The sequence below is a fragment of the Cellulosimicrobium protaetiae genome (genome assembly GCF_009708005.2).
Taxonomy (GTDB): domain Bacteria; phylum Actinomycetota; class Actinomycetes; order Actinomycetales; family Cellulomonadaceae; genus Cellulosimicrobium; species Cellulosimicrobium protaetiae.
Window position 1 is genome coordinate 3,921,651 of the sequence record NZ_CP052757.1, and the last position, 24,912, is coordinate 3,946,562.

Consider the following 24,912-nt stretch of genomic DNA (forward strand, 5'->3'; position numbering starts at 1 on the left):
GGCGCCGTTCCGCCGTTCCTGGGCCTTCCATCACCGCTCCGCGCCGGCGTCGCGCACCCGTCCGACGACGTCGGGGGTTGCGCGCGACGCGGAGAGGCGTGGTGACGACGGACCCGAGCAGACGACGACGGGGCGCCACCCGCAGGTGACGCCCCGTCGCTCCGGTGGCAGGTGAGGGATTCGAACCCCCGAAGGCTGAGCCGTCTGATTTACAGTCAGATCCCTTTGGCCGCTCGGGCAACCTGCCGTGTGGAGTTGTCGCTCGCCGGGACGGACTGCACGTGGTGCAGCCCCTGCCGTGCGGGCGAGCCAACGATACAGCCCCGCCGGACCAGGTGCGAAATCCGGGTCCCGGCGACCGTCCGTACAGTGGTGCGGTGACCCACCCCTCCCCCGCGCCGGACCACCTCCCCGGCACCGGGAACCCCGGCCCCGCGCCCACCGGCGCACCGTCCTCGCCCGCCCCGGCCGCGCCGTCGGGCAGCCCGCGCGGCGCACCCGCCCCGACCGACCGCTGGGGGCTCCTGCTCGGCGCCGGAGCGTTCTTCCTCTGGGGCGCGATGCCCCTGTACTTCCCGCTCCTCGAACCCGCCGAGCCGCTCGAGATCATCGCGCACCGCGTCGTCTGGAGCCTGCTCTTCTGCCTCGTGCTCCTCGCCGCGACGCGCCAGCTCGGCGGGTTCGTCACCGCGCTGCGCACCCCCCGCACGCTCGGCGTCCTCGCCGTCGCGGCCGTCCTCATCGTCACCAACTGGACCGTCTACGTGTACGGGGTCCTCAGCGGGCACGTGCTCGACGCCGCGCTGGGGTACTTCATCAACCCGCTCGTCACGGTCCTGCTCGCCGTCGCGGTGCTGCGCGAGCGGCTGCGCCCCGCGCAGTGGGTGGCCGTCGGCATCGGCGTCGCCGCCGTCGTCGTCATCAGCACGGGCGCGGGCGGGCTGCCGTGGATCGCGCTCGTGCTCGCAGCGTCGTTCGGCCTCTACGGCCTCGTGAAGAACCGCGTGGGACGCACCGTCGAGGCCCTCCCCGGCCTCGCCGTGGAGACCGCCGTGCTCACGCCGCTGGCCCTCGGGTACCTGGTGTGGCTCTCCGCCACGGGGGTGGGCACGTTCGGCGCCGAGGGCGTCGGCCACGCGCTCCTGCTCGCGTCCGCCGGGATTGTGACGGCCCTGCCGCTGCTCCTGTTCAGCGCCGCCGCGCGCCGGCTCCCGCTGAGCGTCGTCGGCCTCCTGCAGTACCTGGGCCCCGCGCTCCAGTTCCTCTTCGGACTCCTCGTCTTCCACGAGCCCATGTCACCGACCCGCTGGGCGGGCTTCGGGCTCGTGTGGCTCGCGCTCGTCGTGCTCTCGGTCGACGGCCTGCAGGCGGCCCGTGCGACGCGCCTGGCGACCCGTGCCTGACCCTGCTCGACTACGGTAAGACCCGGCACCCGTTCCCGGCCCCGAGAGGACCCACCCATGGCCGACTCCTCGTTCGACATCGTCAGCAAGGTCGACCGCCAGGAGGTCGACAACGCGCTGAACCAGGCCGCCAAGGAGGTCTCGCAGCGCTACGACTTCCGCAACGTCGGCGCCTCGATCGGCTGGAGCGGCGAGAGCATCCTCATGGTCGCGAACTCGGCCGAGCGCGTGCTCGCCATCCTCGACGTCCTCGAGACCAAGCTCGTCAAGCGCGGCATCTCCCTGAAGTCGCTCGACACGGGTGACAAGGAGCCCAAGGCGTCGGGCAAGGAGTACCGCCTCGCGGCCACCCTCAAGGAGGGCCTGTCGAGCGAGAACGCGAAGAAGATCACCAAGATCATCCGTGACGAGGCGCCCAAGGCCGTCAAGACGCAGATCACGGGCGACGAGGTCCGCGTGACGAGCAAGTCCCGCGACGACCTCCAGACCGTCATCGCGCTGCTCAAGGGCGCCGACCTCGACGTCGCGCTGCAGTTCACGAACTACCGGTAGCCCTCGCCATGACCCTGCCCGACGGCGGCCCGCGCCCGGTCGCGCCGGGTCGTCCAGCCGCGCCGTCGAGCGGGCTCCCGCGCGTCGTCGCGACCGACCTCGACGGCACGCTCCTGCGCTCCGACGGGACCGTCTCGGAACGCACCCGCTCCGCCCTGCGCGCGGCAGAGCGTGCCGGCATCGAGGTGGTGTTCGTCACCGCGCGGCCGCCGCGCTGGCTCGACCAGCTCGCGGACGTCGTGGGCGGGCACGGGCACGTCATCTGCCTCGGCGGCGCGGCGGTGTGGGACCTCGCCACCGCGAGCCCGCTCGACGTGTGCGGCTTCACCGCGGACGAGGCGGCCTCGCTGGTCGCCGACCTGCGCGCCGCGGTGCCGGGCGTCGCGCTCGCGTTCGAGAGAGTCGACGGGCCGACGTTCGACCCAGGCTTCCGCTCGACGCCGGACGACGACGCGGACGTCGTCGCCGTGGTCGAGTCGACCCTCGCCGCGCCCGGCGCCGCCCCCGGGACCGACCCCCGGCAGCCCGTCGGCAAGATCCTCGCGCGCGACCCCGGGGTGCCGGTCGAGGACGCTCCCGCGACGCAGCCCGTCGTCGTCGCGGACGGGCAGACGAGGGCGCAGGAGACGTTCTTCGCCCGCGTCCGCGAGACCGTCGGCGACCGGGCTCACCTCGCGTACTCCGGCGCGGCGGGCCTCGCCGAGCTGCTGGCGCCCGCGGTGACCAAGGACGCCGCGCTCGCGCGCTGGTGCGCGCGACTCGGCGTGGGGCCGCGCGACGTCTGGGCGTTCGGCGACATGCCCAACGACGTGCCGATGCTGCGCTGGGCGGGCCGCTCGTTCGCCGTCGCCAACGCCCACCCCGACGTGCTCGCCGCGGCGACGGACGTCACCGCGGCGAACGACGACGACGGCGTCGCGCGCGCCCTACTCGACGAGCTTGCCCACCACGGAGTCGTCGTGGCGCACGAGTGACGCGATCTCGGCGGGCACGGGCGGGATCTCCTCGGTCGTGACCCCGGTGCCGGGCGACCACACGAGGTTCGCCTGCAGCGCCGGGTCGGTCTCCGGGAAGTCGGAGCGGTTGTGGCACCCGCGCGTCTCGCGGCGCGCGAGCGCCGAGTCGAGCGTCGCACGCGCGGCGAGCAGCGAGCCCTTGAGGTCGAACACGTGCGCGAGGTCGTCGTACCCGGCGATGTCCGGGTGCGCGACGACGGCCCGCGCCCGCTCCTCGACCTCCCCCAGGCGCCGCAGACCCTCCGTGAGGCCCTCGGCGGACCGGACCACGCCCGCGTGCTCGGTCATCACGTCGCGCACGGCGCGCTGCAGGCGCCGGGCGTTCTCCTGCGCCGCCGGTTCCGAGCCGACGGCGGTGCCCAGCCCGAGCGCGAGGTCCACCTCGTGCGCGGCCTCGGCGACGGCGTCACGGTCGCGCCGGGGCGCGTCCGACCCGACGGCGAAGTCCGCGGCGGCCGCGCCCGTCAGGCGCCCGTACACGAGCAGCTCGATGAGCGAGTTGCCACCGAGACGGTTGGCCCCGTGCAGCCCGCTGGCGGCCTCGCCGATGACGTAGAGGCCCTCGACGTCAGTCGCGTGGTCGGCCGCGGCGACCCGCACCCCGCCCATCGAGTAGTGGGCGGTCGGGGCGACCTCCATCGGCGTCGTCGTGATGTCGAGCATCTGGAGGTCGAGCATCATGCGGTAGACGCGCGGGAGCCGCTCCAGCACCTGCTCGCGCGGCAGGTGGGAGACGTCCAGGTACACGCCGCCCTTCGCGGTCCCCCGGCCCTCGGCGATCTCGGTGAAGTTCGCGAGCGCGACGCGGTCGCGCGTCGAGAGCTCGAGCCGCTCCGGGTCGTAGCGCTCCATGAAGCGCTCGCCGAGCGCGTTGCGCAGGACGCCGCCCTCGCCGCGCGCCGCCTCGGAGACCAGGGTCCCCGCCGCGTCGTCGGGCTCGAGGATGCCCGAGGGGTGGAACTGGACGAGCTCCGCGTCGCGCAGGCTCGCGCCCGCGTCGACGGCGAGGCGCCACGAGTCGCCCGTGTTCTCGTCCCGGCGGGACGACGTCCGGCGCCAGATCCGGGTGTGCCCGCCCGCGGCGAGGATCACCGCGTCGGCGTGGATCGTCACGCGCGTGCCGTCGGTGACGTCGAACCCGTACGCGCCGAACACGCGCCCGCCCGCCGTGAGCAGCCGCGTCACGTAGACCGTGTCGAGCACCGGCACGTGCAGCTCGCTCGCGCGTCGCACGAGCGTGCGCTGGATCTCGAGGCCCGTGTAGTCCCCCGCGAAGGCGGTGCGGCGGTACGTGTGCGCGCCGAAGAAGCGCTGGCTGATGCGCCCGTCCGCCTCGCGCGCGAACGGCATGCCCCACCGCGCGAGGTCCTCGATGCCGCGCGCCGCGTTCTGCGTGACGACCTGCACGACCTCCGGGTCGGCCAGGAGGTACGACTCCGTGATCGTGTCGGCCGCGTGCTGCTGCCACGAGTCCTGCGGGTCCATCGTCGCGAGCGCCGCGTTGATGCCGCCCGCGGCGAGGCTCGTGTGGGCGTCGTGGCGGCGGCGCTTGCCGACCGCGAGGACGTCCACGCCCCGCTCCGCGAGCTCGATCGAGGCGCGCAGCCCCGCGCCCCCCGTTCCGATGACCAGGACGTTCGTCGCGAGACGTCGATGACTCGACTGCATGGGGAGACCTCCGTCGGAGCACCGCGGGTCCCCGCGGTGCTCCGACCGCGGAGACGGGTCCGAGCGGGTCGGACCCACCTCTCACGCTAGGACGGCGGGACCGTCTCCGGACCGGGTCGTGAGGTGGCTCACGCGGCCGGTACGTCACGCTCCTCGGTCACGCCCCTGGGTCACGCTGGCGGGTCACGCTGGCGGGTCACACCGCTGGGTCACACCGACGGGCCGCACGGGTGGGTCGCACGGGTGGGTCGGACGGCGGCTCAGTGGTACGTGATGCCGCCGTACCCCGGCCCGTGGCCGGCCATCGACTCGAGGCGCTCGATGCGGTCCGCCATGGGCGGGTGCGTCGCGAACATCTTGGCGACCCCCGCCCCCCGGAACGGGTTGGCGATCATGAGGTGCGAAACGTCCACGAGGTCGCGGTTCTGCGGGAGCGGGGCCCGCTGGGTCCCCGCGTCGAGCTTGCGCAGCGCGGACGCGAGGGCGAGCGGGTCGCCCGTGAGCTTCGCGCCGTCCTCGTCGGCGTCGTACTCCCGGGTGCGGGAGATCGCGAGCTGGATCAGCATCGCCGCGACCGGCGCGAGGATCACCATGGCGATCGCGGCGAGCGGGTTGCCGCCGCGGTCACGGTCGCCGCCGAAGATCAGCAGGAACTGCGCGAGCGACGTGATCACGCCCGCCAGGGCTCCCGCGACCGACGACGTGAGGATGTCGCGGTTGTACACGTGCATGAGCTCGTGCCCGAGGACGCCGCGCAGCTCGCGCTCGTCGAGGAGGCGCAGGATGCCCTCCGTGCAGCACACGGCCGCGTTCTTGGGGTTGCGGCCCGTCGCGAACGCGTTGGGCGCCTGCGTGGGCGAGACGTAGAGGCGGGGCATCGGCTGGCGCGCCTCGGTCGAGAGCTCGCGCACGATCCGGTACATGGCGGGCTGCTCGAGCTCGCTCACGGGACGCGCGTGCATCGCGCGGATCGCGATCTTGTCGGAGTTCCAGTACCCGTAGGCCGTCGTCACGAGCCCGAGGCCCACGAACAGCCACAGCAGGTTCGCGCGGGCGCCGAACAGCGCCCAGAGCCCGAGGACGATGGCCCACATGACGCCGAACAGGCCGGCCGTCTTGAGACCGTTGAAGTGCTGTCGCCCCACGCTGTGCTCCCTTCCGCGCCACGGACGTCCGCGTGGTGCGGCGGGCGCCCGACGAGCGTCGGCCCCGCCGACGCCCACCTCGTGAACGCCCGAGGCGACCGTCCCGTTCCCGCGCGCGCCCCGCCGTCGGGCGGGCGCCACGACGACCCGCAGGCGCGCCCGCGGACGACGACGGCGCCCCACCCGGAGGAGGGGCGCCGTCGTCGTTCGGTGCTCGTGCGTGCTCGGGCGGGCGCGACGGCCCGCGAGGTCAGCCGACCTGCGACTCGCCGCGCGCGACGCGGATCATGTCCTCGCGCGGAACGACCTTGACGCGCTCACGACCGTGCGGCTCGCCGAGCGAGCGCTCGTACGCGTCGAGCAGCTCCCAGCCGGACCACTCGACGTGGTCGACGCCGCGCTCGCGGAGGAACTCCACGACAGCCTCGGGGTCGCCGAGCGGGGCGACGCGGCCGGCCGTGAGGTCGGCGGCCGCGACGTCGCCGCCGTCGCCCGCGCCCGTCACGTCCTCCACGAGGTGGCGGATCGTCTCGGATGCGTCCGACTTGGTGTGGCCGATGAGCCCGACCGGGCCGCGCTTGATCCAGCCGGTCGCGTACACGCCGGGGATGTGCTCGCCGTCGATGTCGATGACGCGACCCTCGCGGTTCGGGATGACGCCCTTGAGCTCGTCGAACGGGATCTCCGGCAGCGGCGAGCCGAAGTAGCCCACCGCGCGGTAGACGGCCTGGACGGGCCACTCCTGGAACTCGCCCGTGCCGGAGACCGTGCCGTCGCCGTTGAGCCGCGTGCGCTCGGTGCGCAGCGCCTCGACCTTGCCGTCGCCGAGGACCGCGGCCGGGGCGTGCAGGAAGTGCAGGTGGAGGCGGCGCGACGCCGTGTTCTCGCCCGGGTCCTTGAGCGTCCAGTCCGTGAGGGTCTTGACGACCTGCTTCGTCTGGTTCGAGGAGTTGATGGCCGCCATGGAGCCCTCGTCGAACTCGAAGTCCTCGGGGTACACGATGACGTCCACGTCCGGCACGTGACCCAGCTCGCGCAGCTCGAGGGGCGAGAACTTGGCCTGCGCCGGGCCACGGCGGGCGAAGACGTGCACGTCCGTGACGGGCGAGGCCTTGAGGCCCTCGTAGACGTTCTGCGGGACCTCGGTCGGCAGCAGGTCGTCCGCGTGCTTCGCGAGCACGCGAGCCACGTCGAGCGCGACGTTGCCCGCGCCGAGGACCGCGACCTGCTGCGCCTCGAGCGGCCACGTGCGCGGGACGTCGGGGTGGCCGTCGTACCAGGACACGAAGTCCGCGGCGCCGTACGAGCCCGGCAGGTCGATGCCCTCGATCGGCAGCGCCGCGTCCCGGATCGAGCCGGTCGAGAAGATCACCGCGTCGTAGTACTGGCGCAGGTCGTCCAGCTTGAGGTCGACGCCGTAGTCCACGTTCGCGAGGAGGCGGATGTCGCCGCGGCTCAGCACCTTGTGGAGCGCGACGATGATCTGCTTGATGCGCGGGTGGTCCGGCGCGACGCCGTAGCGCACGAGGCCGAACGGCGCGGGCAGGCGCTCGAACAGGTCGATGCTCACGTCGAGGTCGGTCTTGGACAGGATGTCCGCGGCGTAGATCCCGGCGGGACCAGCGCCGACGATCGCGACGCGCAGTGGACGGATGCTGCTCACAGGACAGGGCGCCTTCCGGTCGAGGACGGGGGTCTCTCCCGCGCGGCCGACGGGCCGTTCCGCGTCGACCGGTGGGTACCGGTCGCAGGAGACCTCTCGATTGTACGACTGGGGTGAGGGTTGCCTCACTCGGACCCTCTCCTCCATGACCAGGGTCTCACCGGTCTCGCCTGGTGGATACCCCGTCTTGTGATCCGGGCGAATGTAACGCCGCGTCAGCGGTCGAGCCGCAGGCTCTCCTGGACCGCGCGGATCTCCGCCGCGGCCCACGGGTGCTGGAGGAGGGTGCACGTCCCGGTCGTCTGGACGAGGTCCGCCACCGGCCCGCGCGGGACGACGACCGTCCGCACCGACTGGACCAGGACGGCACCGCCCCCGCCCTTGAACGACGCCTCGACCCAGCGGCCCGGTAGCCCGTCCACGTCGACGTCTCCCTCGTCGAGCCGGCGCATCCGCGGCAGCGGCTTGAGCTTGCGCAGCACCTCCGCGTGCGCGTCGTCCAGCGTCTGCTCGGCGCGGATGCGCGAGACGACGACGATGACGTTCGGGTTGAACTCCCCCTCCTCGACCTCGCGCCCGAGCGCGAGCGGCAGGGCGACGTGCGGCAGCGGGACCCAGCGGTCCGGCGCCTCCACCCGCACCCCCACCGGCGCGGGGAAGTCGTCGCTCGGGTAGCGCAGCTCGGTCATCCGTCAGGTCCTCTCGGTCGCTCTCGGGGGGGCGCTCCGGCAGCACGGGGCGCGCCAGCAGTCTCGCAGACCGGCAGGCCCGAGACCGCCCGGCCGTGCCGCGGCCCGGACCCGGACACACCGAGGGCGCGGGACCCGTCCCGGGTCCCGCGCCCTCGGTGGAGCTCAGCGGATCAGCCGTTCGAGGCCTGCTCCTGCTGCTGCGCGTTCTGCGTGGCCTTCTGGCCCGCGTCCGTCAGCGTCTGCGCGACGTTGTTGAGCTGCGTCTGCGCGGCCGGCCAGTCGCTGCCCTTGAACTGCTGGGCGTCGGGGCCCTCCCACGGCACGCCCTGGATCTGCGAGTTCAGGTTCTGCATGGTCGTGCGGATCTCGTCCGCCTTCTGCTGCAGCGTCTGACCGAGCCCACGCAGCTCCTCGACGTTCGCGCCCCACATGCCACCAGCCATGGTGTTCTCCTTCTGTGTCTCGACCCCCACCCTGCGTGGACGTCGTCCCGTTGTCGATGGCCCTACTCAACCATCGGCCCGCGAGGCCCGTCGATGGGGAGGTGTCCCCATGACGTCCCCGCGGGCGTCACGTCGCTACCGCGGGAGCGCGACGTGCAGCTTGCGTGCCCTCCCCGAGACCACGAGGAAGCCTCGTCCGGGCGGGAAGTCCGCCCGCCGGATCCGGCCGAGACCGGTCCCGAGCAGCGTGTCGCCGTCGAGGTCGCCCGGGGTGAGGAGCAGACCCGAGCGGCCGGCCTTGAACGGCTGCGCGAGCGCCCACGCCTGGCCCCAGGTCGACGACTCGGCCTCGCCCACGACGAGCTGCTCCGCGCGCGTCGCGGCCCGCACGAACGCCACCAGCGGCTGCTCGGCGGGCGTCCCCGTGAACTCCGTGACCGACTCGACGAGCACCGTGAGCGCGCCCGGACGCAGCGACCCGCCGTCGAGCGCCTGCGTGAGCGACTCGAGGAGCGTCACGACCTCCTCCGGCGACGTCGCCGCGGTGTCCCAGGCGTCGAGCGCCGAGATGCTCGTGCGCCGCGGCGACAGGTACACGACCCGACCCGCGCGCGCCCGCCGCACCGCCTGGGCGATCGTGACGAGCGCCGTCGTGCGACCGCCCCCGGGCGGGCCCGAGAGCATGAACGTCCCGCGCGCCGGCAGCGCCACGGGGGCGATGTCGAGGTCGTCCAGGCCGATCGTCGGCCGCCCGCCCGTGACCTCGGGCAGCGTGTCGAGCGCGAAGCCGTCGGGGAGCCGGTCGACGCCGGGCGCCTGCGGGATGCCGAGGCGCGTCATCGCGTCGCGCAGCTTGCCGAGCTCGCGGGCCTGGAGCGCGACGTTCGGGTCGCCGCCCAGGACCGCGATCTGGACCTCGTTCTTGTCGAGCACGCCGCGGCCCGGCGGGGACGTGAGCGACAGGACGTCTTTCGGCACGCCGAGCGTCAGGTAGTCGTCCTCGCTCGCGAGGCGCAGGACGAGCCGCTTCTGGATCGTCGAGCCCAGCGACGTCGGGACCGACGCCGCGCGGTCGCCCGCGACGACGACGTGGACGCCGACCTGGCGGCCGTCCGTCGCGATCGCGGTGAACGCGCCCCAGACCGGGAACGCGTGCGCCGGGCGGAACTCGTAGGACTCGCGGAACGCGCCGATCCCGTCGACGAGCAGCAGGATGCGGGGCTCGTCGGGCGCGTTCGCGAGGCGGCGGTACTCGTCGAGGCTGCCCGCGCGGACCGCGGCGTACCGGGCGGACCGCTCGTCGACGAGGTCGCGGAGCGTGCGCAGGATGCGCTGCACCCGCTCCTCGTCGTCGCCCGAGATGACGGCGCCGACGTGCGGCAGGTCCTCGAGCATGCGCAGACCGCTCGCCCCGGCGTCGATCGCGTAGACCTGGACGGGGCCGCCGCGCGCGGTGATCGCCGCGGACACCGCGATCGTGCGCAGGGTCGCGCTCTTGCCCGAGCCTCCCGTGCCGTAGATCGCCATGTTGCCGTCGCGGTCGGGCTCGTAGAAGACCGTGGGCTGCGCCTGCGACGTCGGGTCGTCCTCGACGCCGAGGAGCAGCATCGTGTCCGTGCGCGGGTTGGGCAGACGCGCGAGGTCGTACGTCGGGGCGAGCTCGGCCAGCCACGGCTTGCGCGGCACCGGGACCGCGGCCTCCGTCGCGGCCCGCGAGATCGTCGCGACGACGCGCGCGATGTCGTTGGGGCCGGGGTCGGTGACCTCCGCGACCTCGGGCTCGGGCAGCTCCCAGCGGATGTCGGAGCCGAACGCCATCTCCTGGATGTCGATGCGCGACCGCTCGGGCTCCGCCGTCGTCCAGCCGCCCGCGTAGCCGGTCTGGAACGGGGTGATCCGGCCCGGCCCGGTCTTGACCGCACCGCGGCCCGGGATCGACGGGTCGAAGTGCGCGGCCATCGGGATGCCGAGGATGTCGGTCGAGTCGTCCTCGTCCGCCATGCGCAGCGCGACGCGCAGGTTCGTGTTGGCGCGCAGGTTGTCCTTGATGACGCCCGCGGGCCGCTGGGTCGCGAGGATGAGGTGCAGGCCGAGCGACCGGCCGCGCTGGGCGACGTCCACGACGCCGTCGACGAACTCGGGGACCTCGTTGACCAGGGCCGCGAACTCGTCGACGACGATGAGCAGGCTCGGCGGGGCGTCCGGGTCCCCGGTGCGCTCCAGCGAGGCCAGGTCCTTGGCCTTCTTCCGGTTGAGCAGGTGCTCGCGGTAGCGCAGCTCGGCGCGCAGCGACGTCAGGGCGCGACGGACGAGGTGCGGCGAGAGGTCCGTGACGAGGCCGACGGTGTGCGGCAGGTTGACGCAGTCGGCGAACGCCGCGCCGCCCTTGTAGTCGACGAAGAGGAACGTCACGCGGTCCGGGCTGTGCGCGGCCGCCATGCCGAGCACCCACGACTGGAGGAACTCCGACTTGCCGGCACCCGTCGTCCCGCCGACGAGCGCGTGCGGCCCCTGGGTGCGCAGGTCGAGGTAGAGAGGCTCGGTGCCCGAGTGCCCGACGAGACCGCGCAGGTTCGTCGGCGCCTTGCGGCGCACGGGCGGGGACCCGTCGCGCGGGGTGAGGGAGCCGTTCTCGCGCCACGCGTCGATGAGTCGGCCCGGGTCCTCCGCGAGCGCCGTCCCGGCGAGCGTGAGGTAGGAGACCGACCGGGGGAGGTCGGAGTCGTCGTCGACCGGGGCGCCGACGTCGACCACGGGCGCGAGGATCCGCGCGACCTCGTGCGCCGTCGCGAGGTCCACCGTCTCGCACGCGACCGGGAACGTCAGGCGGCCCACGCGGACCTCCCCGCTCGTCGCGCCCGCGGTCCCGCCCGGCGCGGCGTCGGCCGCGTCCACGAGGACGAACGTGCGGCACGCGGCCGGGAGCTGCTCGACCGAGGGCGCGACCCACACGACGTGCACGCCGGCGTCCGCGCCGCGCTCCACGAGGCGCGTGAGGCGCGAACGGTCCACCGGGGCGTCGTCCTCCACGAGCACGACGACGGTCGGCAGCACCGGCTTGGGCGTGTCCTCGCCCTCCTCGGGGTCGATCGGCCCGCGCAGCTCGGCGTGCGTGTCGAGGTCCGCCCCCCGCAGCTCGACGAGGTCCTCGAGCTGCGACAGGAGCGCCTGCGCGGCGCCCGGGTTGTCGGCGAGGTGGTCGCCGCCCAGGGGGCTGTGCGGCGAACCCGTGTGCGGGAGCCACTCGAGCCACTCCCAGTCGGCGCGCGAGCGCTGCGACGTCACCGCCGCGAGCACGAGCTCCGACGGCGAGTGCAGGCCCGCGAGCTGGACGAGGATCCCCCGCGCGACGGCGTCGACGGCGGCCCCCGCGCCGGCGACCCCGACCGCGCCGTCGGTGCGCAGCCGGGCCACGACCGGCACGCCGGAGATCGTCGTGCACTGCGCGTGCAGCTTCTCCAGCTCGTTCCAGTACTCCGGCTGGGTGTTGTTCTCGCCCGGTTGCTCGAGCTGGGTGCGCGACGGCACCGACCCGAGGCCGATCCGGACCGAGAGGAACGCCTCGTGCTCGGGGCGGTGCGTCCACATGAGCCCGCCGAGGCGCCGGACGGCGTCGACCGTGTCGGCCACCGACGGCGCCTCCGAGAGGCGCACCGCGCGCTCGACCGCGTGCGTGCGGTCGATCGTCTCGCGCATCGCCGCGACCGCTGCCTCGAACTGCTCGCGCTGCGCCTTGAGCTTGCGCTTGGCCTGCACCTTCTGGTCGAGGTAGTTGCCGAGCATGAGGATCGGGCTGAGCCCGATGAAGACGATCGACAGGACGTTCTTCGTGACCGAGTAGAGGATCACGCCCATGAGCAGCGGCGCGACCATCGCGAGGTACGGGAAGCGCTGCGGCTCCGGCGGCTGCGGCGGCTTGGGGGCCTTGAGCTTGCGCTCCGGGAAGCGCGCGACGACCCGCGGCGACCTGTTGAACTCCACCACGGGGCTCGTCGGCGCGAGGCTCGTCGTGCGGTGCAGCGCCACCACGGACACGACGGAGCTCCCGATCGTCACCGTGTCCGAGGACGTGAGCGTCGAGCGCATCATGCGCTGGCCGCCCATGACGAGACCGTTCGCCGAGTTCGTGTCCGTGATCTCGATCGTCTCGCCGACCGTGAGGCGCGCGTGCCGCTTGGAGATCTGCGGGTCGCTCAGCCGGATGTCCATGTTGCGGTCGCGGCCGAGGTAGCTCGTGCCCACGGGCAGCGGGAACTCCCGGCCCGCGTCCGGGCCCTCGAGCACGCGCAGCACGGCGACTGCCGCGCCGCGGTCCTGGCCCGGGGCGTCGAACTGCTCCGAGACGCGGACGATCGAGACGGTCGACCCCGACCGGAGACCCGCCTCGACGAGGTCGCTCGTCGGGGAGAGCACGCGCCCCTGCCCGCTCCCGGCCGGCGACGTGCCGACCTGGAGCGTCAGACGGTCGGGGACGGCCGTCCCGGAGCGCGTCGGGTCGCCCGCGAACAGCGCCTCGGCGACGTCGCGCACGGTGGCCGTCGCGTCGGCCGTGACGGCGACGTTGGTCGTGCTCGCGTCGGGTCGGTGCAGCGTGAGCTTGATTCGCACGAAGGTTCCTGTTCAGGTCCGGGGAGGGGGACGGGCAGGGCGGTGGCGGCACGGGCCGGACGGCACGGTCGACCCGGGCGCGTCGAGGGGCGCGCCCGAGGGACCCGGCGTCGTCAGCCGTCGTCGGTGAGGTCGAGCAGGGGCAGGTCGGCCGTGGTGACGAGCCGGGACGCCACGGCGTACTCGACGAGGCGCGCGCGCCGGTTCGTCGCGAGCGCGCCGGGACCGCCGCGCAGTCCCTTGACCCCGATCCGGTCGAGCTTGTCGCACACGTTGTCGAGCTTGCGGTTGAAGCGCGTCGTCGCCCAGCCCAGCCGCGCGGCCGCCGCGGCCGACGACGGGATCTCCGACAGCCCCGTGCCGTCGCGACGCAGCATCGGCTCGGCGAGGGCCACGATGAGCTGCTTCTGGCTCGTCGTGAAGGTGATCATGCCGATCGTCGTCGCACCGCCCGAGTCCGTGTCCTCGGAGCGGATCTCCTGGTACGGCGCACCGTGGAGCTGCGCCGTGATCTCGTACGTCGTCGGGCCGGCGGTGAACACGATGGACGTCGTCGGGAAGACGATCGGAAGGCGGTTGCCCGGGGAGAGCCACGACTGCACGCCGCCGCCCGAGTCGCACACCGTCGCGGAGATGAGCGTCCCGACGTTGGCGAGCCACCAGATGCCGCCCTCGTGGGAGATGCGCAGGAAGCGGCGGTGCAGGTACGGGTTGTCCTCGATCGCGAGGTCGCCGTCCCGCCCGATGTCGAACGGGTCGCCGTCGGTGGACGGGCGGAACCACTCGCCGCAGAACTCGACCGCGAGCTCGCTCACGCGGCCTCCCCCGTCACGCAGGCCTTCTGCGGCGCCGCGGAGAACTTGCCGTCGCGGTCCACGATCACCTCGATGCAGACCTGCTCGCCCGGCTTGGCGCGGAGCTCGACGGTGGTCTCGTCGAAGTTGTCCTTGTACGGGGTGTTCTCGATCACGTCGAGCTTCTTCCAGGCGAACATGTCGCCCTCCTGCGCCTTGTCCGAGTCGTACGACCACGTGAAGGTCGCGACCTCGCGCGCGGGGTCGTACGTCCCCACGAGGTCGTTGACCGGCGGGACCAGGTCGCCCAGGTTGTCCGACGGCACGAAGTCGTCGTCCGTGGCGGCCGTCGCCTCGCCGCCCCCGCCGGTGTCCGTGTCGTCCACGGTGGCGTCCGGGCGCAGCAGGAAGAACCCGCCGACGGCGACCGCCACCCCGACGACGCCGGCGAGCGTCGCCCACAGCGCGCCACGGCCCGACCGTTCCTCCGACGGCGCGGCTGCCGGCTCGCCGTCGTCCGGCCCGGCGGGCCGGTGGACCGTGTCCTCGACCGGCGGCTGAGCCCAGACGCCCGGGCGCCCGGCGCCCGGGTACATCCGGGACGGGTCCGTGAGCTCCGCGACGGGCGCGTGCCCGCCCGGGCCGACGGCGGACGTCGGCGCGGTACCCGCGGTGTGCGCGGGCGCGCCCTGGTGCCAGGCCGCGGGCGCGTAGGGCTGCTGCGGGGCGCGCGGCCCCGGCTGCTGCTGCGGCGGGGCGGCCGGTCCGGGCGCGACGCTCTGGCCCGGCCACGGGGCGCCTGGCTGGCCCGGCCGCAGCGGCGTCGTGGGCTGGGTCGGCCGGCTCGGCGCGACGGGACCCGACGACGTCCCGCCCGGCCCCGACGGGTCGATCGAGACGACCTGGCGCAGGCGGGTGCCGGCGTCATCGTCCGGCTCCTCCTCCTGTACGTGCCCGGAGTCGTCGAGCAGGTCGATCGGCGTGACCGCGTACGACAGCTCGTTCTGCACCTGCTGGAGCGCCCGGGCGAACGCGAGGACCGTCGGGTAGCGCGACCCCGGGTTCTTCGCCATCGCCGTCGCGAGCACGCGTTCGAGCGACGCGGGGACGTCGGTGCGACCCGTCGGGGGCAGCGGCGAGGTCTCGATGCGCGAGATGAGGTTGGCGCTCGAGTTCGACCCGCCGGGGACCTCGAACGGGGTCCGCCCCGCGAGCAGCGTGTACGTCGTCGCGGCGAGGGCCCACACGTCGGTCGCGATGCCGCTGCGCGGCGGCTCGGCGAACGACTCTGGCGGCGACCACGGGATCGACATGCCCTCGGCGCGCGCGGCGTCGTCGACCGTGGAGGAGATGCCGAAGTCCGTGAGCGCCGGGTGGCCGTACTCGGTCACGAGGATGTTCGCCGGCTTGATGTCGCGGTGCAGGATGCCCGCGCGGTGCGCCGTCTCGACGGCGCCGGCGATCTGCACCGCCGTGCGCAGCGCCTCGGCGACCGACAGCCGCTCGGTGCGGTACCGCGCGCCCAGGTTGGGCCGCGAGCAGTACTCCATGGCGAGGTACGGGCGGCCGTCGTCGGCGATGTCCGCCTCGTACATCGTGACGATCGACGGGTGCGTCGAGAGCGTCGCCATGAGGTCGGCCTCGGCGTCGAACGCGGCGCGCTGCGAGTGGCTGGACCACTCGTGCAGCAGCACCTTGACCGCGACGCGGCGGCGGGGCCGCTGCTGCTGGTAGAGGAAGACGTCCGAGAACCCGCCCGAGCCGACCAGGGAGACGTACTCGAAGCCCGTGATCTCGGGCGGTGGGGACGGTGCGCGCTTGGTGCTCACCGGATCCCCTCGAAGACGAGGGTCACGCCGTCGCCGAGGTCGGCGACGTCGCCGTCGACGACGAGCACCGGCTCCGACGGGTGCAGGCGCCGCGGCGGCTGGCCCGCGCGCAGCAGCGTCGTGCCGTTCGTCGTCGCCATGTCGCTCACGAGCACGTGCCAGCCCTCGAGCGTGATCTCGACGTGCGAGCGCGAGATGTCCTGCTGCGGGCTGGGCACGGTGACCAGGCGCGGCAGCTCGGTCGCCTGCGTCCGGGGCGAGCGCGGACGCCGACCCACGACGACCGGGCGGTCGAGCTCGACGGTCTGCCCCGTCGAGACGACGAGCCGTCCGAGCGGCGGGCGGACCGCGAGCTCGGCGTCACCGTCCAGCGGACCGTCGCAGACCGCGCACACGTCGCGCGACGGCGGGTTCGCGTGCCCCTGGGCGCACGTCCGCGCGAGGATCTGCTGCTGTCCCGGCCCCGGCGGCGCGCTGAACGACGGGACCGGGGGCGGCGGCACGGGTGCTGCCTCGGGCTCCGCGTCCTGGGCGGCCGCGCGCAGGTCCGCGATCGCGGAAGACAGCACGGTGTGGCCGTCGTGGTCGAGGCCGGACGCCTGACCCGCCGAGGGCGCGTCCTGCTCGCCCTCGGGGTCGACGACCGTCGCCGCCCGGTGCGCCGCCGCGGGCGTGGCACCGGTCCACTCGCGCGGGACCCCGGCGATGAGCCCGTCGGCGGACGGGGGCGGTGCCGCAGGCTCGTCCGGGGTCGGTGGCACGGCAGGGACCGGCGGCAGGACCGGGACGGGGGCCCCGGGCACGTCGGGCTCCCCGTGCTCCTCGTCCTCCTCCGTCCGCACCGCGGCGTCCTCGACGGTCCGCAGGATCGTCGACCCCCACAGGTGGGCGTAGTCGTCGTCCGGCTCCTCGACGACCGGCGCGTCGTCCACCGGCTCCGGGGCGGCCGTGGGCGCCGGCGCCTGAGGTCCGTCGGCCTCAGGCTCCGGCGCGATGGTCTCCTCGGGGAGGCGGAGCGTCGCGCCGAGCGGCGCGGACCCCGGCTCGCCGACCGTCGTCGCCGCCGGCCCGTCCGCCCCGTCCGGTGCGGGCACCGCGAGGGCGGGTCCGGCGGCGAGGGCCCAGGCGGGGCGCTCCTCCGCCGATGGCGCGGCGCCGCCCTCGGCGGCGGTCTCGGCAGGGTGGTCTTCCGCCGCACGCGCGGGCCGCTCGACGAGCGGCCACGAGACGGCGCCCGCGAGGACGACGCCGGTGACCAGCGGGAGGGTCGTGACGCCCCCGAGCAGGGGCTCGCCCGCGGGCGGTTCGTCGAGCGGACCCGCGACGGCGCTGTCAGCACTCACGAGCAGCTCGACGACGTCGTCCAGGACGCGCTCCGACCACGTCGTGACGCCTTCGCCCTCGACCCGGACGCGCTCGCCCCCGTCGAGCTCGAGCGTCACCGTGACGCGACCGCGCGCGGCGACGTGGACCCGACGGTCCACGACGACGGCGACCACGAACGGCGGGACGGTCCGCAGGCTCGAGCCGAAGGCACCGGTCAGCACCTGGAGGACCTCGACGACCCCCGCGTCGGTGCCGAGCTGGTCCCACACCTGCTCGACGAGCGAGGCGTCCACCGGCCCCGGCAGCACGACGACCGTGCCGCCTCGCACGACGGCGCGTGCGGTTCCCGTGACGTAGCGCAGCGTCACGTCAGACCCCCGATCTGCAGACGAACATCCCTGGGCAGCGTGTCCTCGTCGACCTCGGCGACCGGGCGCGTGGCCCCGGCCTGGTCGCGCGGCGTCGTGCTCCCGCCGCTCGTGTCGTCGGACACGCCCGTCGCGTCGACGACGACGACTGTGATGTTATCCCGGCCACCGGCCGCGATGGCCTCGTGGACCAGCCGCTCGGCGGCCGCCTGCGGGTCCGGCGTCGCGAGCAAGAGCTCGGCGATGCGCTCGTCCGCGAGCTCGCCGGTCAACCCGTCGGAGCAGACGAGGACGCGGTCGTGCCGCTCGATCGGCAGGTACCAGAAGTCCACCTGGGGGGCGTTGCGCGAGCCGAGCGCGCGCGTCACGACGTGCCGACGCGGGTGGGTGAGGGCCTCCGCGGGCGTGAGAAGCCCGGCGTCGACCATCTCCTGGACCTCCGAGTGGTCCACGCTCACCTGCTCCAGCCGCCCACCGGCGAGGTGGTAGGTGCGCGAGTCGCCCACGTTGACGACGAGCCAGTACGGGTTGCCGTCCTGCTCGGAGACGACGACCCCGGTCACGGTCGTCCCCGCACCGCGGCCGGGCTCCGTGACGATCGCCTGGACGTTCTCCTGCGCGACCGCGATCCGCGCCCGCACCTCCTCCGGAGTGATCACGTCGAGCTCGGCGAGCGGGCGGAGCGCGTCCACGGCGGTGGAGCTCGCGACCTCCCCGGCCTCGTGCCCGCCCATGCCGTCGGCGACGAAGAAGACGGACCGGGAGACGAGGAAACGGTCCTCGTTGAGCAGCCGGCGCGCGCCCCGGTGCGACGCCGCGCCCCAGGCCAGGTGCACCTCGGCGGTCGGGTCGCTCGTCACGAGGCCCCCGGGTGGACGACGATGCGGCGGTCGCCGACGTGGATCGTCGCCCCGACGGGGACGCGCACGCGCGCTCCCGCCTCGGCGACGCGCGGCGGGGCGCCCGGCACGGACACGACCGTGCCGTTCGTCGAGCCGCGGTCGGTGAGCCACAGCCCGCTCGGGTCGACCCGGAGCTCGGCGTGGGTCTTGGAGACGGACCGCGTGGGGTCGTCCACCGCGACGAGGATCCACGGACCGTCGTCGGGCGCCTGAGGGTTGCGGCCGAGCAGCGTGGGCCGGTCGACGGCGCGACGCTCTCCCGACTCGAGCTCCAGGACGACCGCCACGTCGGGCGCGGGGTCCATCGCGCGGACGTCGCGCGCCGTCATCCGCGTGCTGTCCCACTCCGGCTCGGCGGGCTCGGCTGCGGGCGGCGCGGTCGCAGGGACGGGCGCCGGGGCCGGGGCTGGCGCCGGGGCTGCGGGTGCCGGGGCCGCGGGGGCCACCGCCGGCGCGGGGGCTCCCCCGGCGCCGGGGACGCCGGTGATGAGCCCGTCACCCGCGGGGGCGGGCGAGGACGGGAACGCCCAGGGGTCCGGGACGGACGGTGCCGACGTCGGGACGGGCGTGGGCGGGGCGAACGAGGCCGGGGCGCCCGGGACGGGCGGTGCGGCCGGTCCGGGCGCGACCGGGCCCGCGGGCGGGTACGGCGCGTACCCGGCCTGGGCCGCTGCGGGCGCGTAGCCGGGCTGGGCTGGTGCGTAGCCGGGCTGCGACGGCGCCGCGGGGTACCTGCCGGCGTGACCGGTGGGCGCTGGGGCGCCCGGCAGGAGCGACGCGACGCCCGCGTCGGCGGACGGTGCCGCGGTGATGCCGCGGACGTCGACGACGAGCGAGCGGCCCGCCTTGTCGTGCCAGCCCTGCGACCGACCCGACGAGTCGAAGCCGGGGCTGAGGAGCACCACGAGGATCCCCCCGGCGGGCACGACGCCCACGATGATCCACCGGAGCGCGGCCCGGCCGAAGCCGACCGGTCCGCGGGTCGCCGCGTCGACCGTGCGGATCCCGGTGGCGAGGTTGCCGAGCGTCTTGCCCGTCGAACCCTCCCAGAACCACACGCCGACCCACCACGCGAGGGCCAGCACGCCCGCCACCACGTAGACGACGAGCATCTTGCCGATCAGCGCAGCGGCCTCGTCCTGCGTCACGACCTGGACGTCGCCGAGCGGCGCGCCGACGATCGCGAGGCCCGCGACGACGACGACGAGCGCGAGGAGGCCCGGCACGGCGGCGTCGATCACGTACGCGAGGAAACGTCGGCCTCGCCCGGCGAACGGGGCGGACGCGAGCGAGGACGACGGCGGGGACGCGGGCTGGCCGAACGCCTTCTGCGTGGCCGCGTAGACCTCGGGCTCCGTCGTGGTGTCCGGTGCCGTGTGCGCGGGAGCCGCGTAGGGCAGGTCGGAGCCCGCGCGCGCGGCGACGGCCTGGACCCCGCCGAGCGGACCCGTCGGCGGAGCAGCGACCGGGCGCCCCGTCCGGGGGAAGGGCTGCCCGCACACCGCGCAGAACGCGGAGCCCGCGGACTGCGCGGACCCGCAGGCGGCGCACGTCACGTCGCTCATGACTGGTCTCCCTGTACTCTCCTCGGCCCCGACGACGACCCTGCCGCCGGGGGCACGGCGCCACCCTTCGTGCCGGCGCGGCGGCCGGGCAGCCACCGGCGCAGGCCCGAGGAACCGGAGGCCGCGCGGACGGACCGCAACGAGAGTGCGGCACGCACGCGAGCGCGACGGTTCACGGAGGAGCGTAGCCCCCCGACCACGGTGTCGACGTCCGCCCAGAAGGCCTCGATCTCCTGCTCGGTCGGCTCCCCGGCGCCGAACACGGTCGCGTCGGCGCGGTGCGCGAGCGGGATCGTGGCCGTCGCGCCGTACGCCTGGGACAGGAGCCCGGCCCCCTCGCGCCGGGTCGACCCCGCCGGGACGGGGGTGCCGAGGTCCGTGGCGGCGTCGAGCACCTCGCGCCAGCCGCCGCTCACCCGGTCGACGGGGCGCGCGGCCGCACGACGCCGGGCACGGCGGCGGGCCTTGTAGGCGAGCACCAGCACGACGGGGAGCGCGAGGAGCGCGAGCGGCACCACGACGGCGACACCGATGAGGACCGCCTGGCCCCAGTCGAAGCCGTCGCTCTCGGCCTCGTCCTTCTCCTCGTCGTCGATCTTCCCGGCCTCCGCCTCCGCGGGCTCCTCCGGCGGCTCCGGGTCCTCGAGGATCGGGGGCTTCGGCACCTGCAGGCTCTTGGGCTCGGGCTGGATCTTGTTGTCCTCGTCCGGGATCGCCGTGATCGGCACCCAGCCGTACCCGACGAAGGGCACCTCGGCCCACGCGTGCACGTCGGTCCCGGTCGCCGTGTACGGCTCGCCCGGCTCGAGCGGGTTCTTCTCCTCGTCGGGGTAGAACCCCATGACGACCCGCGCCGGGATGCCGGCCTGGTTGGCCATGAGGGCGAGGGCGACCGCGAACTGCTCGTCGTCGCCGACCATCTCCTCGTCGGCGAGCAGCGTGTCGATGCGCTCGGCCGAGTGACCGGGTCGCGACGGCGGCTGCGTGTCGAGACCGCTCGAGAAGACGCCGCTCGCGACGAGGCCGTCACGCAGCGCGAAGAGCTGGTCGACGGGCTCCGTCTCCTCGCCCATGAACTGCGCCGCCTTCCCGGCGAGGGCCGCCGGCAGCACGCCCTTGGGCGGCGTCGGGACCTCCACCGACTGGTCGACGGCCCCGGCGAGCAGGTCCTCCTCGCTGGGCTCGACGGTGACGAGCGTGTCGAGCGTGTACGAGTCGCCCGGGCGCAGCCCGGCGGTCGTGAGGGCCGTGCCCGTCGTCGAGTTGTAGTAGGTCGTCTCGCCGAGCTCGCGGGCCCGCTCCCCCCCGTAGGTGATGCCCGAGAGGTGGCCGACGTCGGGCACCCACACGCCCGTGTAGTCCCCGACCTGGACGTCGACCCGGGTCGGCGTCCCGGGCGCGACGGTCGCGATCTCCTCACCGGCACGCGTGTAGACGCCCGAGCCGGGCAGCCCGCTCGAGACGTCGTAGACGACGCCGTTGTACGTGTCGAGCGCCGCGAGGCGGACCTTCGCGCCCGCCGGGAGCCCGCGCACCGTGAAGAGCTCGTCCTCGCGCATGTCCTTCGCGTACTTGCGGAAGGCCGTCAGGGGGCTGACGTACTGGTGCAGGTCGAGCGGCGGGACGACGGTCTCGCGCAGCACCGTGCGCGGCGCGTCCGGCAGGAGCGCCGGGGCCGCGAAGACCGCGGCGACCGCGCCCACGACGAGCATCGCCGCACCGGTGCGCACCCGGTGCCACCAGAGGCGTCGGGTCGCCGCCCGGCTCGCCTCCGTCGTGATCTGGTGCGCCCCGAGCCGGGCGGCGGTGACCCGCCAGCCGGCCCACAGCAGGCCGACGCAGCCGACGACGAGGCCCTGCACGACGGGGACCGCCGCGATGACGGTGCCGAGGAGGATGACGCCGACGAACGCGGCCGCCACCGGGACGAGCGCCCAGGCGGCGCTGCGTGCGCGCCAGGCGATCGTGCCCGCGAGCAGCGCCGTCACGAGCATGAGCAGGTACGGCACGACCGCGAGCTCCGGGAAGGAGTGCAGCGGCGGGACCGTCGTGACGAACTCCTTCCAGCCCGTGACGGCCCCGTCGAGCAGGTCGGCGAGCGTCTGCAGGGACGGGACGACCCCGCCGATCGCGTCGGCGGGCAGCGCGAGCACGCCGCCGAGGAGCAGGTACGCGACGACGGCGACGGGGAGCACGACGAAGGCGGGCCAGCGGCGCCAGGCACCGAGCCAGGCGACGACGAGGCCGACGACGGCGCCGCCCACGGCGGGGACGAAGTAGCCGTTCGATCCCCAGACCGGGGCGAAGCCGACGGCCGTGGCGCCCAGGAGGAGGACGAGGGCGAGCGCGTCGACGGCGCCGAGCGCCGTGAGGGCGCGCGGGGTGTCGGCCCCGCGCAGCCGGGTCGTGTTGCGCTGGGACGTCCCGGAAGCCGGCGGCGGGGTGCCGACCGGGGTGGCGCGGCGCGAGCCGCGGGTCGTGGTGGAGGGGGCGCTCATCAGTCGTTCAGCCTCCGCAGGGCGAGGGGGAGCTCGCCGAGCTCGCCGATGGTGAGGACGACGAGCTCCGCGATGGCGTGCCGGCTGAGGGACGCACCGGGGACGCACTGGATCGCCATGACCCGCACGTCCTGCGGCAGGCGGGCCGACGCCGCGCGGAGCTCGGTCGGCGTGACCCGGCTGCCGACGATGAACGCCACCACGGACGCGTCGGAGATCGTCAGCCCGGCCACGCGCGCGACGTCGACGAGCGACGTGCGCTGCGCGCTCGTCTCGACCCGTGCGAGGTCGTCGAGGAGGCGCGTGCGGTGGTCGCCGCGCAGGTTCCCGTCGTTGACGAGGACCGTGACGCCGCGGTCCTCCTTGATCGCCTGGAGGCCGAGCGACCCGCACGCGCTCACCGCGAGCTCGAACTCGTCGTCGTGCGCGTAGTCCTCCGCGCGCGTGGAGAGGAGGACGGCGAGGTGCGACCGGCGCGTCTCCTCGAACTGGCGGACCATGAGCTGCCCGGTGCGGGCCGTCGTCTTCCAGTGGATGTGCCGGCGGTCGTCGCCCGGGACATAGTCGCGCAGCGCGTGGAACGACACGTCCGAGTTGGAGATGTCCGTCGTGACGCGGCCCTCGAGGTCCTTGAGGAACCCGGTGGACGAGCCGGAGAGGTTCTTCACGCGCGGGTGGACGAAGAGCTCCTCGGGCTCGGTCCAGACGACCTCGCGGCGCAGCAGCCCGAGCGGGTCGGCCCGCACCGAGCGGACCGGCCCGACCGAGATCACCGAGCGGCGGTGCGTCGGGACCGTGAAGATCTCCTCGTGGCTCGCCTGCGGGCGCAGGCGCGGGACCGGGAAGGTCGCCATGCCCTGCCCGACCGGCAGCTCCATGACCGACGGGAGGAGCGCACGGGCCGAGTCGTTGCGCACGTCGAGCCGGCCCACCGCGCGGTCGCCGACCGTCACGCGCTGCTGCGCGAGGTCGAGCACGACCGCGTAGCGGAACCGCCCGAGGACGAACGCGACGGCGGCGAGCAGAGAGACCGTGAGCAGGACCGCCACCACCAGCAGCTCGAGCCACGAGAAGGCCAGGCCGGCCCACCACGCGCCGACGGTCGCCACGAGCGCCGCCCAGCCGAAGGGGCTGACCGCCGAGGTGACCGGCTCGACGGTCCGGGTCACCGGCGCGAGCGCGCGACCGATCGGCGCGGCGACCCGGGCGAGGGGCGCCGCGAGAGATCGGAGCAGACCGGCGAGGGCCGACGACGGCGGTGGTCCGCCGGGGCTCCTGCCGCTCGGGCTGCCGGAGCGGACGCTCGGGCGGCCGGTCGAGGGGCCGTGTGAGGCGTTCATGCGATGAGCTCTCGATCGGTACGGGGGAGGACGGTCCGCCGGTCGGTAGGACGAGGGGCGGCACGGGGCGGGCGGCGTGGGGAGCGCCGCGCGTCCGGTCAGGCGGAGCGTCGCTCCTGCGGCGCCGCGACGTCGGCGAGGAGACGGCCGAGCACCGCCTCGTTCGTGGCGCCGGCGAACTCGGCCTCCGGGTCGAGGACGAGACGGTGCGCCCACGCCGGCTGCGCGAGCTCCTTGACGTCGTCGGGCAGCACGTAGTTGCGCCCGTGGGCGGCGGCCCAGACCTTCGCGCAGCGCACGAGAGCGAGCGCACCGCGGACCGAGACGCCGACGCGCACCTCCGGCGCGTTGCGCGTCTCCTCGGCGAGGCGGGAGACGTACTCGAGGACGGCACCGTCGACGTGGACCCGCGCGGCGAGCTCGGCCATCTCGGTCACGGCCTGCGTGGTGATGAGCGGCTGGAGCGTCTTGCTGCGGTCGCGCACGGCGGCGCCGGACAGGATCTCGACCGTCGACGCGTGGTCGGGGTACCCGATCGACGCCTTCATGAGGAAGCGGTCGAGCTGGGCCTCGGGGAGGCGGTAGGTGCCGGCCTGCTCGATCGGGTTCTGCGTCGCGATGACCATGAACGGGCGGCCGACCTCGTGGCCCACGCCGTCGACCGTGACCCGGCCCTCCTCCATGACCTCGAGGAGCGCCGACTGCGTCTTCGGGGACGCGCGGTTGATCTCGTCCGCCAGGACGATCGACGCGAAGATCGGGCCCTGGTGGAACTCGAACTTCCCGGTCTTCTGGTCGTAGATCGTCACGCCCGTGACGTCGGACGGGAGGAGGTCGGGCGTGAACTGGATGCGGTTGTTCGTGCCCTGGACGCTCGCCGCGAGGGCCCGCGCGAGCGACGTCTTGCCGGTGCCCGGCGCGTCCTCGAGGAGGATGTGGCCCTCGGAGAGCATGCACGTCAGGGTCAGGCGCACCACGTGCGCCTTGCCGAGGACGGCCTGGCCGACGTTGCCGACGAGGCGGTCGAAGGTCTGAGCGAACCAGGTGGCCTGCTCGGGGGTCATCGTGCTCATGGTGTTCCGTTTCTCGTGCGCGTGGTC

General features: G+C 74.5%; 17 protein-coding genes and 1 tRNA gene. 3 read left to right on the top strand and 15 right to left on the bottom strand.

Annotated elements, in window-relative coordinates; translation table 11 throughout:
- Positions 1 to 165: 165 nt before the first annotated feature.
- Positions 166 to 247: transfer RNA gene (locus tag FIC82_RS16975), tRNA-Tyr, on the bottom strand.
- 130 nt (positions 248 to 377) lie between these two features.
- Here FIC82_RS16975 and rarD point away from each other — a divergent pair.
- From rarD to FIC82_RS16990, 3 genes are read left to right on the top strand one after another with little or no spacing between them, the layout of a single operon-like run.
- Complete coding sequence (gene rarD / locus FIC82_RS16980; protein WP_154799271.1) at positions 378 to 1,403, top strand: EamA family transporter RarD; 1,026 nt, start codon at positions 378 to 380, stop codon at positions 1,401 to 1,403.
- Between the two features lie 57 nt (positions 1,404 to 1,460).
- Positions 1,461 to 1,955: a YajQ family cyclic di-GMP-binding protein gene (locus FIC82_RS16985; RefSeq protein WP_154799272.1), complete on the top strand. Its 495-nt coding sequence runs from the start codon at positions 1,461 to 1,463 to the stop codon at positions 1,953 to 1,955.
- An 8-nt stretch (positions 1,956 to 1,963) separates the two neighbouring features.
- The gene (locus FIC82_RS16990) at positions 1,964 to 2,929 is read left to right on the top strand and encodes an HAD family hydrolase (RefSeq protein WP_154799273.1); all 966 of its coding nucleotides are present in this window, start codon (positions 1,964 to 1,966) and stop codon (positions 2,927 to 2,929) included.
- Here the strand turns inward: FIC82_RS16990 and FIC82_RS16995 are convergent.
- From FIC82_RS16995 to FIC82_RS17060, 14 genes are all read right to left on the bottom strand, one after another.
- Positions 2,882 to 4,639 (bottom strand): L-aspartate oxidase, encoded by a 1,758-nt coding sequence (locus tag FIC82_RS16995; protein WP_154799274.1) that lies wholly within the window; start codon positions 4,637 to 4,639, stop codon positions 2,882 to 2,884. The genes FIC82_RS16990 and FIC82_RS16995 overlap by 48 nt on opposite strands.
- A 260-nt stretch (positions 4,640 to 4,899) precedes the next feature.
- Positions 4,900 to 5,784: a zinc metalloprotease HtpX gene (gene htpX, locus FIC82_RS17000; protein ID WP_168732031.1), complete on the bottom strand. Its 885-nt coding sequence runs from the start codon at positions 5,782 to 5,784 to the stop codon at positions 4,900 to 4,902.
- Between the two features lie 250 nt (positions 5,785 to 6,034).
- Complete coding sequence (locus FIC82_RS17005; RefSeq protein ID WP_253691240.1) at positions 6,035 to 7,447, bottom strand: FAD-dependent oxidoreductase; 1,413 nt, start codon at positions 7,445 to 7,447, stop codon at positions 6,035 to 6,037.
- A gap of 215 nt (positions 7,448 to 7,662) precedes the next feature.
- Positions 7,663 to 8,136: an LpqN/LpqT family lipoprotein gene (locus tag FIC82_RS17010; RefSeq protein ID WP_154799276.1), complete on the bottom strand. Its 474-nt coding sequence runs from the start codon at positions 8,134 to 8,136 to the stop codon at positions 7,663 to 7,665.
- A gap of 173 nt (positions 8,137 to 8,309) precedes the next feature.
- A complete protein-coding gene (locus FIC82_RS17015) occupies positions 8,310 to 8,582 on the bottom strand; it encodes a WXG100 family type VII secretion target (protein ID WP_253691241.1) in 273 nt (90 codons plus the stop codon).
- Between the two features lie 135 nt (positions 8,583 to 8,717).
- Entirely contained in the window at positions 8,718 to 13,190 is a 4,473-nt protein-coding gene (locus tag FIC82_RS17020) for an FtsK/SpoIIIE domain-containing protein (protein ID WP_168732032.1), read from the bottom strand.
- Positions 13,191 to 13,303: 113 nt separating this feature from the next.
- Positions 13,304 to 14,005 carry a hypothetical protein gene (locus tag FIC82_RS17025; protein WP_168732033.1) on the bottom strand — a complete coding sequence of 234 codons (702 nt, stop codon included), beginning with the start codon at positions 14,003 to 14,005 and terminating at the stop codon, positions 13,304 to 13,306.
- Entirely contained in the window at positions 14,002 to 15,813 is a 1,812-nt protein-coding gene (locus tag FIC82_RS17030) for a serine/threonine-protein kinase (protein ID WP_168732034.1), read from the bottom strand. Before FIC82_RS17030 ends, FIC82_RS17025 begins: the two co-directional genes overlap by 4 nt.
- The gene (locus FIC82_RS21120; protein WP_253691242.1) at positions 15,810 to 17,507 is read right to left on the bottom strand and encodes an FHA domain-containing protein; all 1,698 of its coding nucleotides are present in this window, start codon (positions 17,505 to 17,507) and stop codon (positions 15,810 to 15,812) included. Before FIC82_RS21120 ends, FIC82_RS17030 begins: the two co-directional genes overlap by 4 nt.
- Complete coding sequence (locus tag FIC82_RS17040; RefSeq protein ID WP_168732035.1) at positions 17,504 to 18,367, bottom strand: PP2C family protein-serine/threonine phosphatase; 864 nt, start codon at positions 18,365 to 18,367, stop codon at positions 17,504 to 17,506. Before FIC82_RS17040 ends, FIC82_RS21120 begins: the two co-directional genes overlap by 4 nt.
- The gene (locus FIC82_RS17045; protein ID WP_154799277.1) at positions 18,364 to 19,974 is read right to left on the bottom strand and encodes an RDD family protein; all 1,611 of its coding nucleotides are present in this window, start codon (positions 19,972 to 19,974) and stop codon (positions 18,364 to 18,366) included. The genes FIC82_RS17040 and FIC82_RS17045 overlap by 4 nt, the downstream gene beginning before the upstream one ends.
- Positions 19,971 to 22,472, bottom strand: coding sequence for a transglutaminase-like domain-containing protein (locus FIC82_RS17050; RefSeq protein WP_154799278.1), 2,502 nt, complete (start codon positions 22,470 to 22,472; stop codon positions 19,971 to 19,973). The genes FIC82_RS17045 and FIC82_RS17050 overlap by 4 nt, the downstream gene beginning before the upstream one ends.
- The gene (locus FIC82_RS17055; RefSeq protein WP_154799279.1) at positions 22,472 to 23,812 is read right to left on the bottom strand and encodes a DUF58 domain-containing protein; all 1,341 of its coding nucleotides are present in this window, start codon (positions 23,810 to 23,812) and stop codon (positions 22,472 to 22,474) included. Before FIC82_RS17055 ends, FIC82_RS17050 begins: the two co-directional genes overlap by 1 nt.
- A 98-nt stretch (positions 23,813 to 23,910) precedes the next feature.
- Positions 23,911 to 24,885: an AAA family ATPase gene (locus FIC82_RS17060; protein WP_154799280.1), complete on the bottom strand. Its 975-nt coding sequence runs from the start codon at positions 24,883 to 24,885 to the stop codon at positions 23,911 to 23,913.
- Between the last annotated feature and the right edge of the window lie 27 nt (positions 24,886 to 24,912).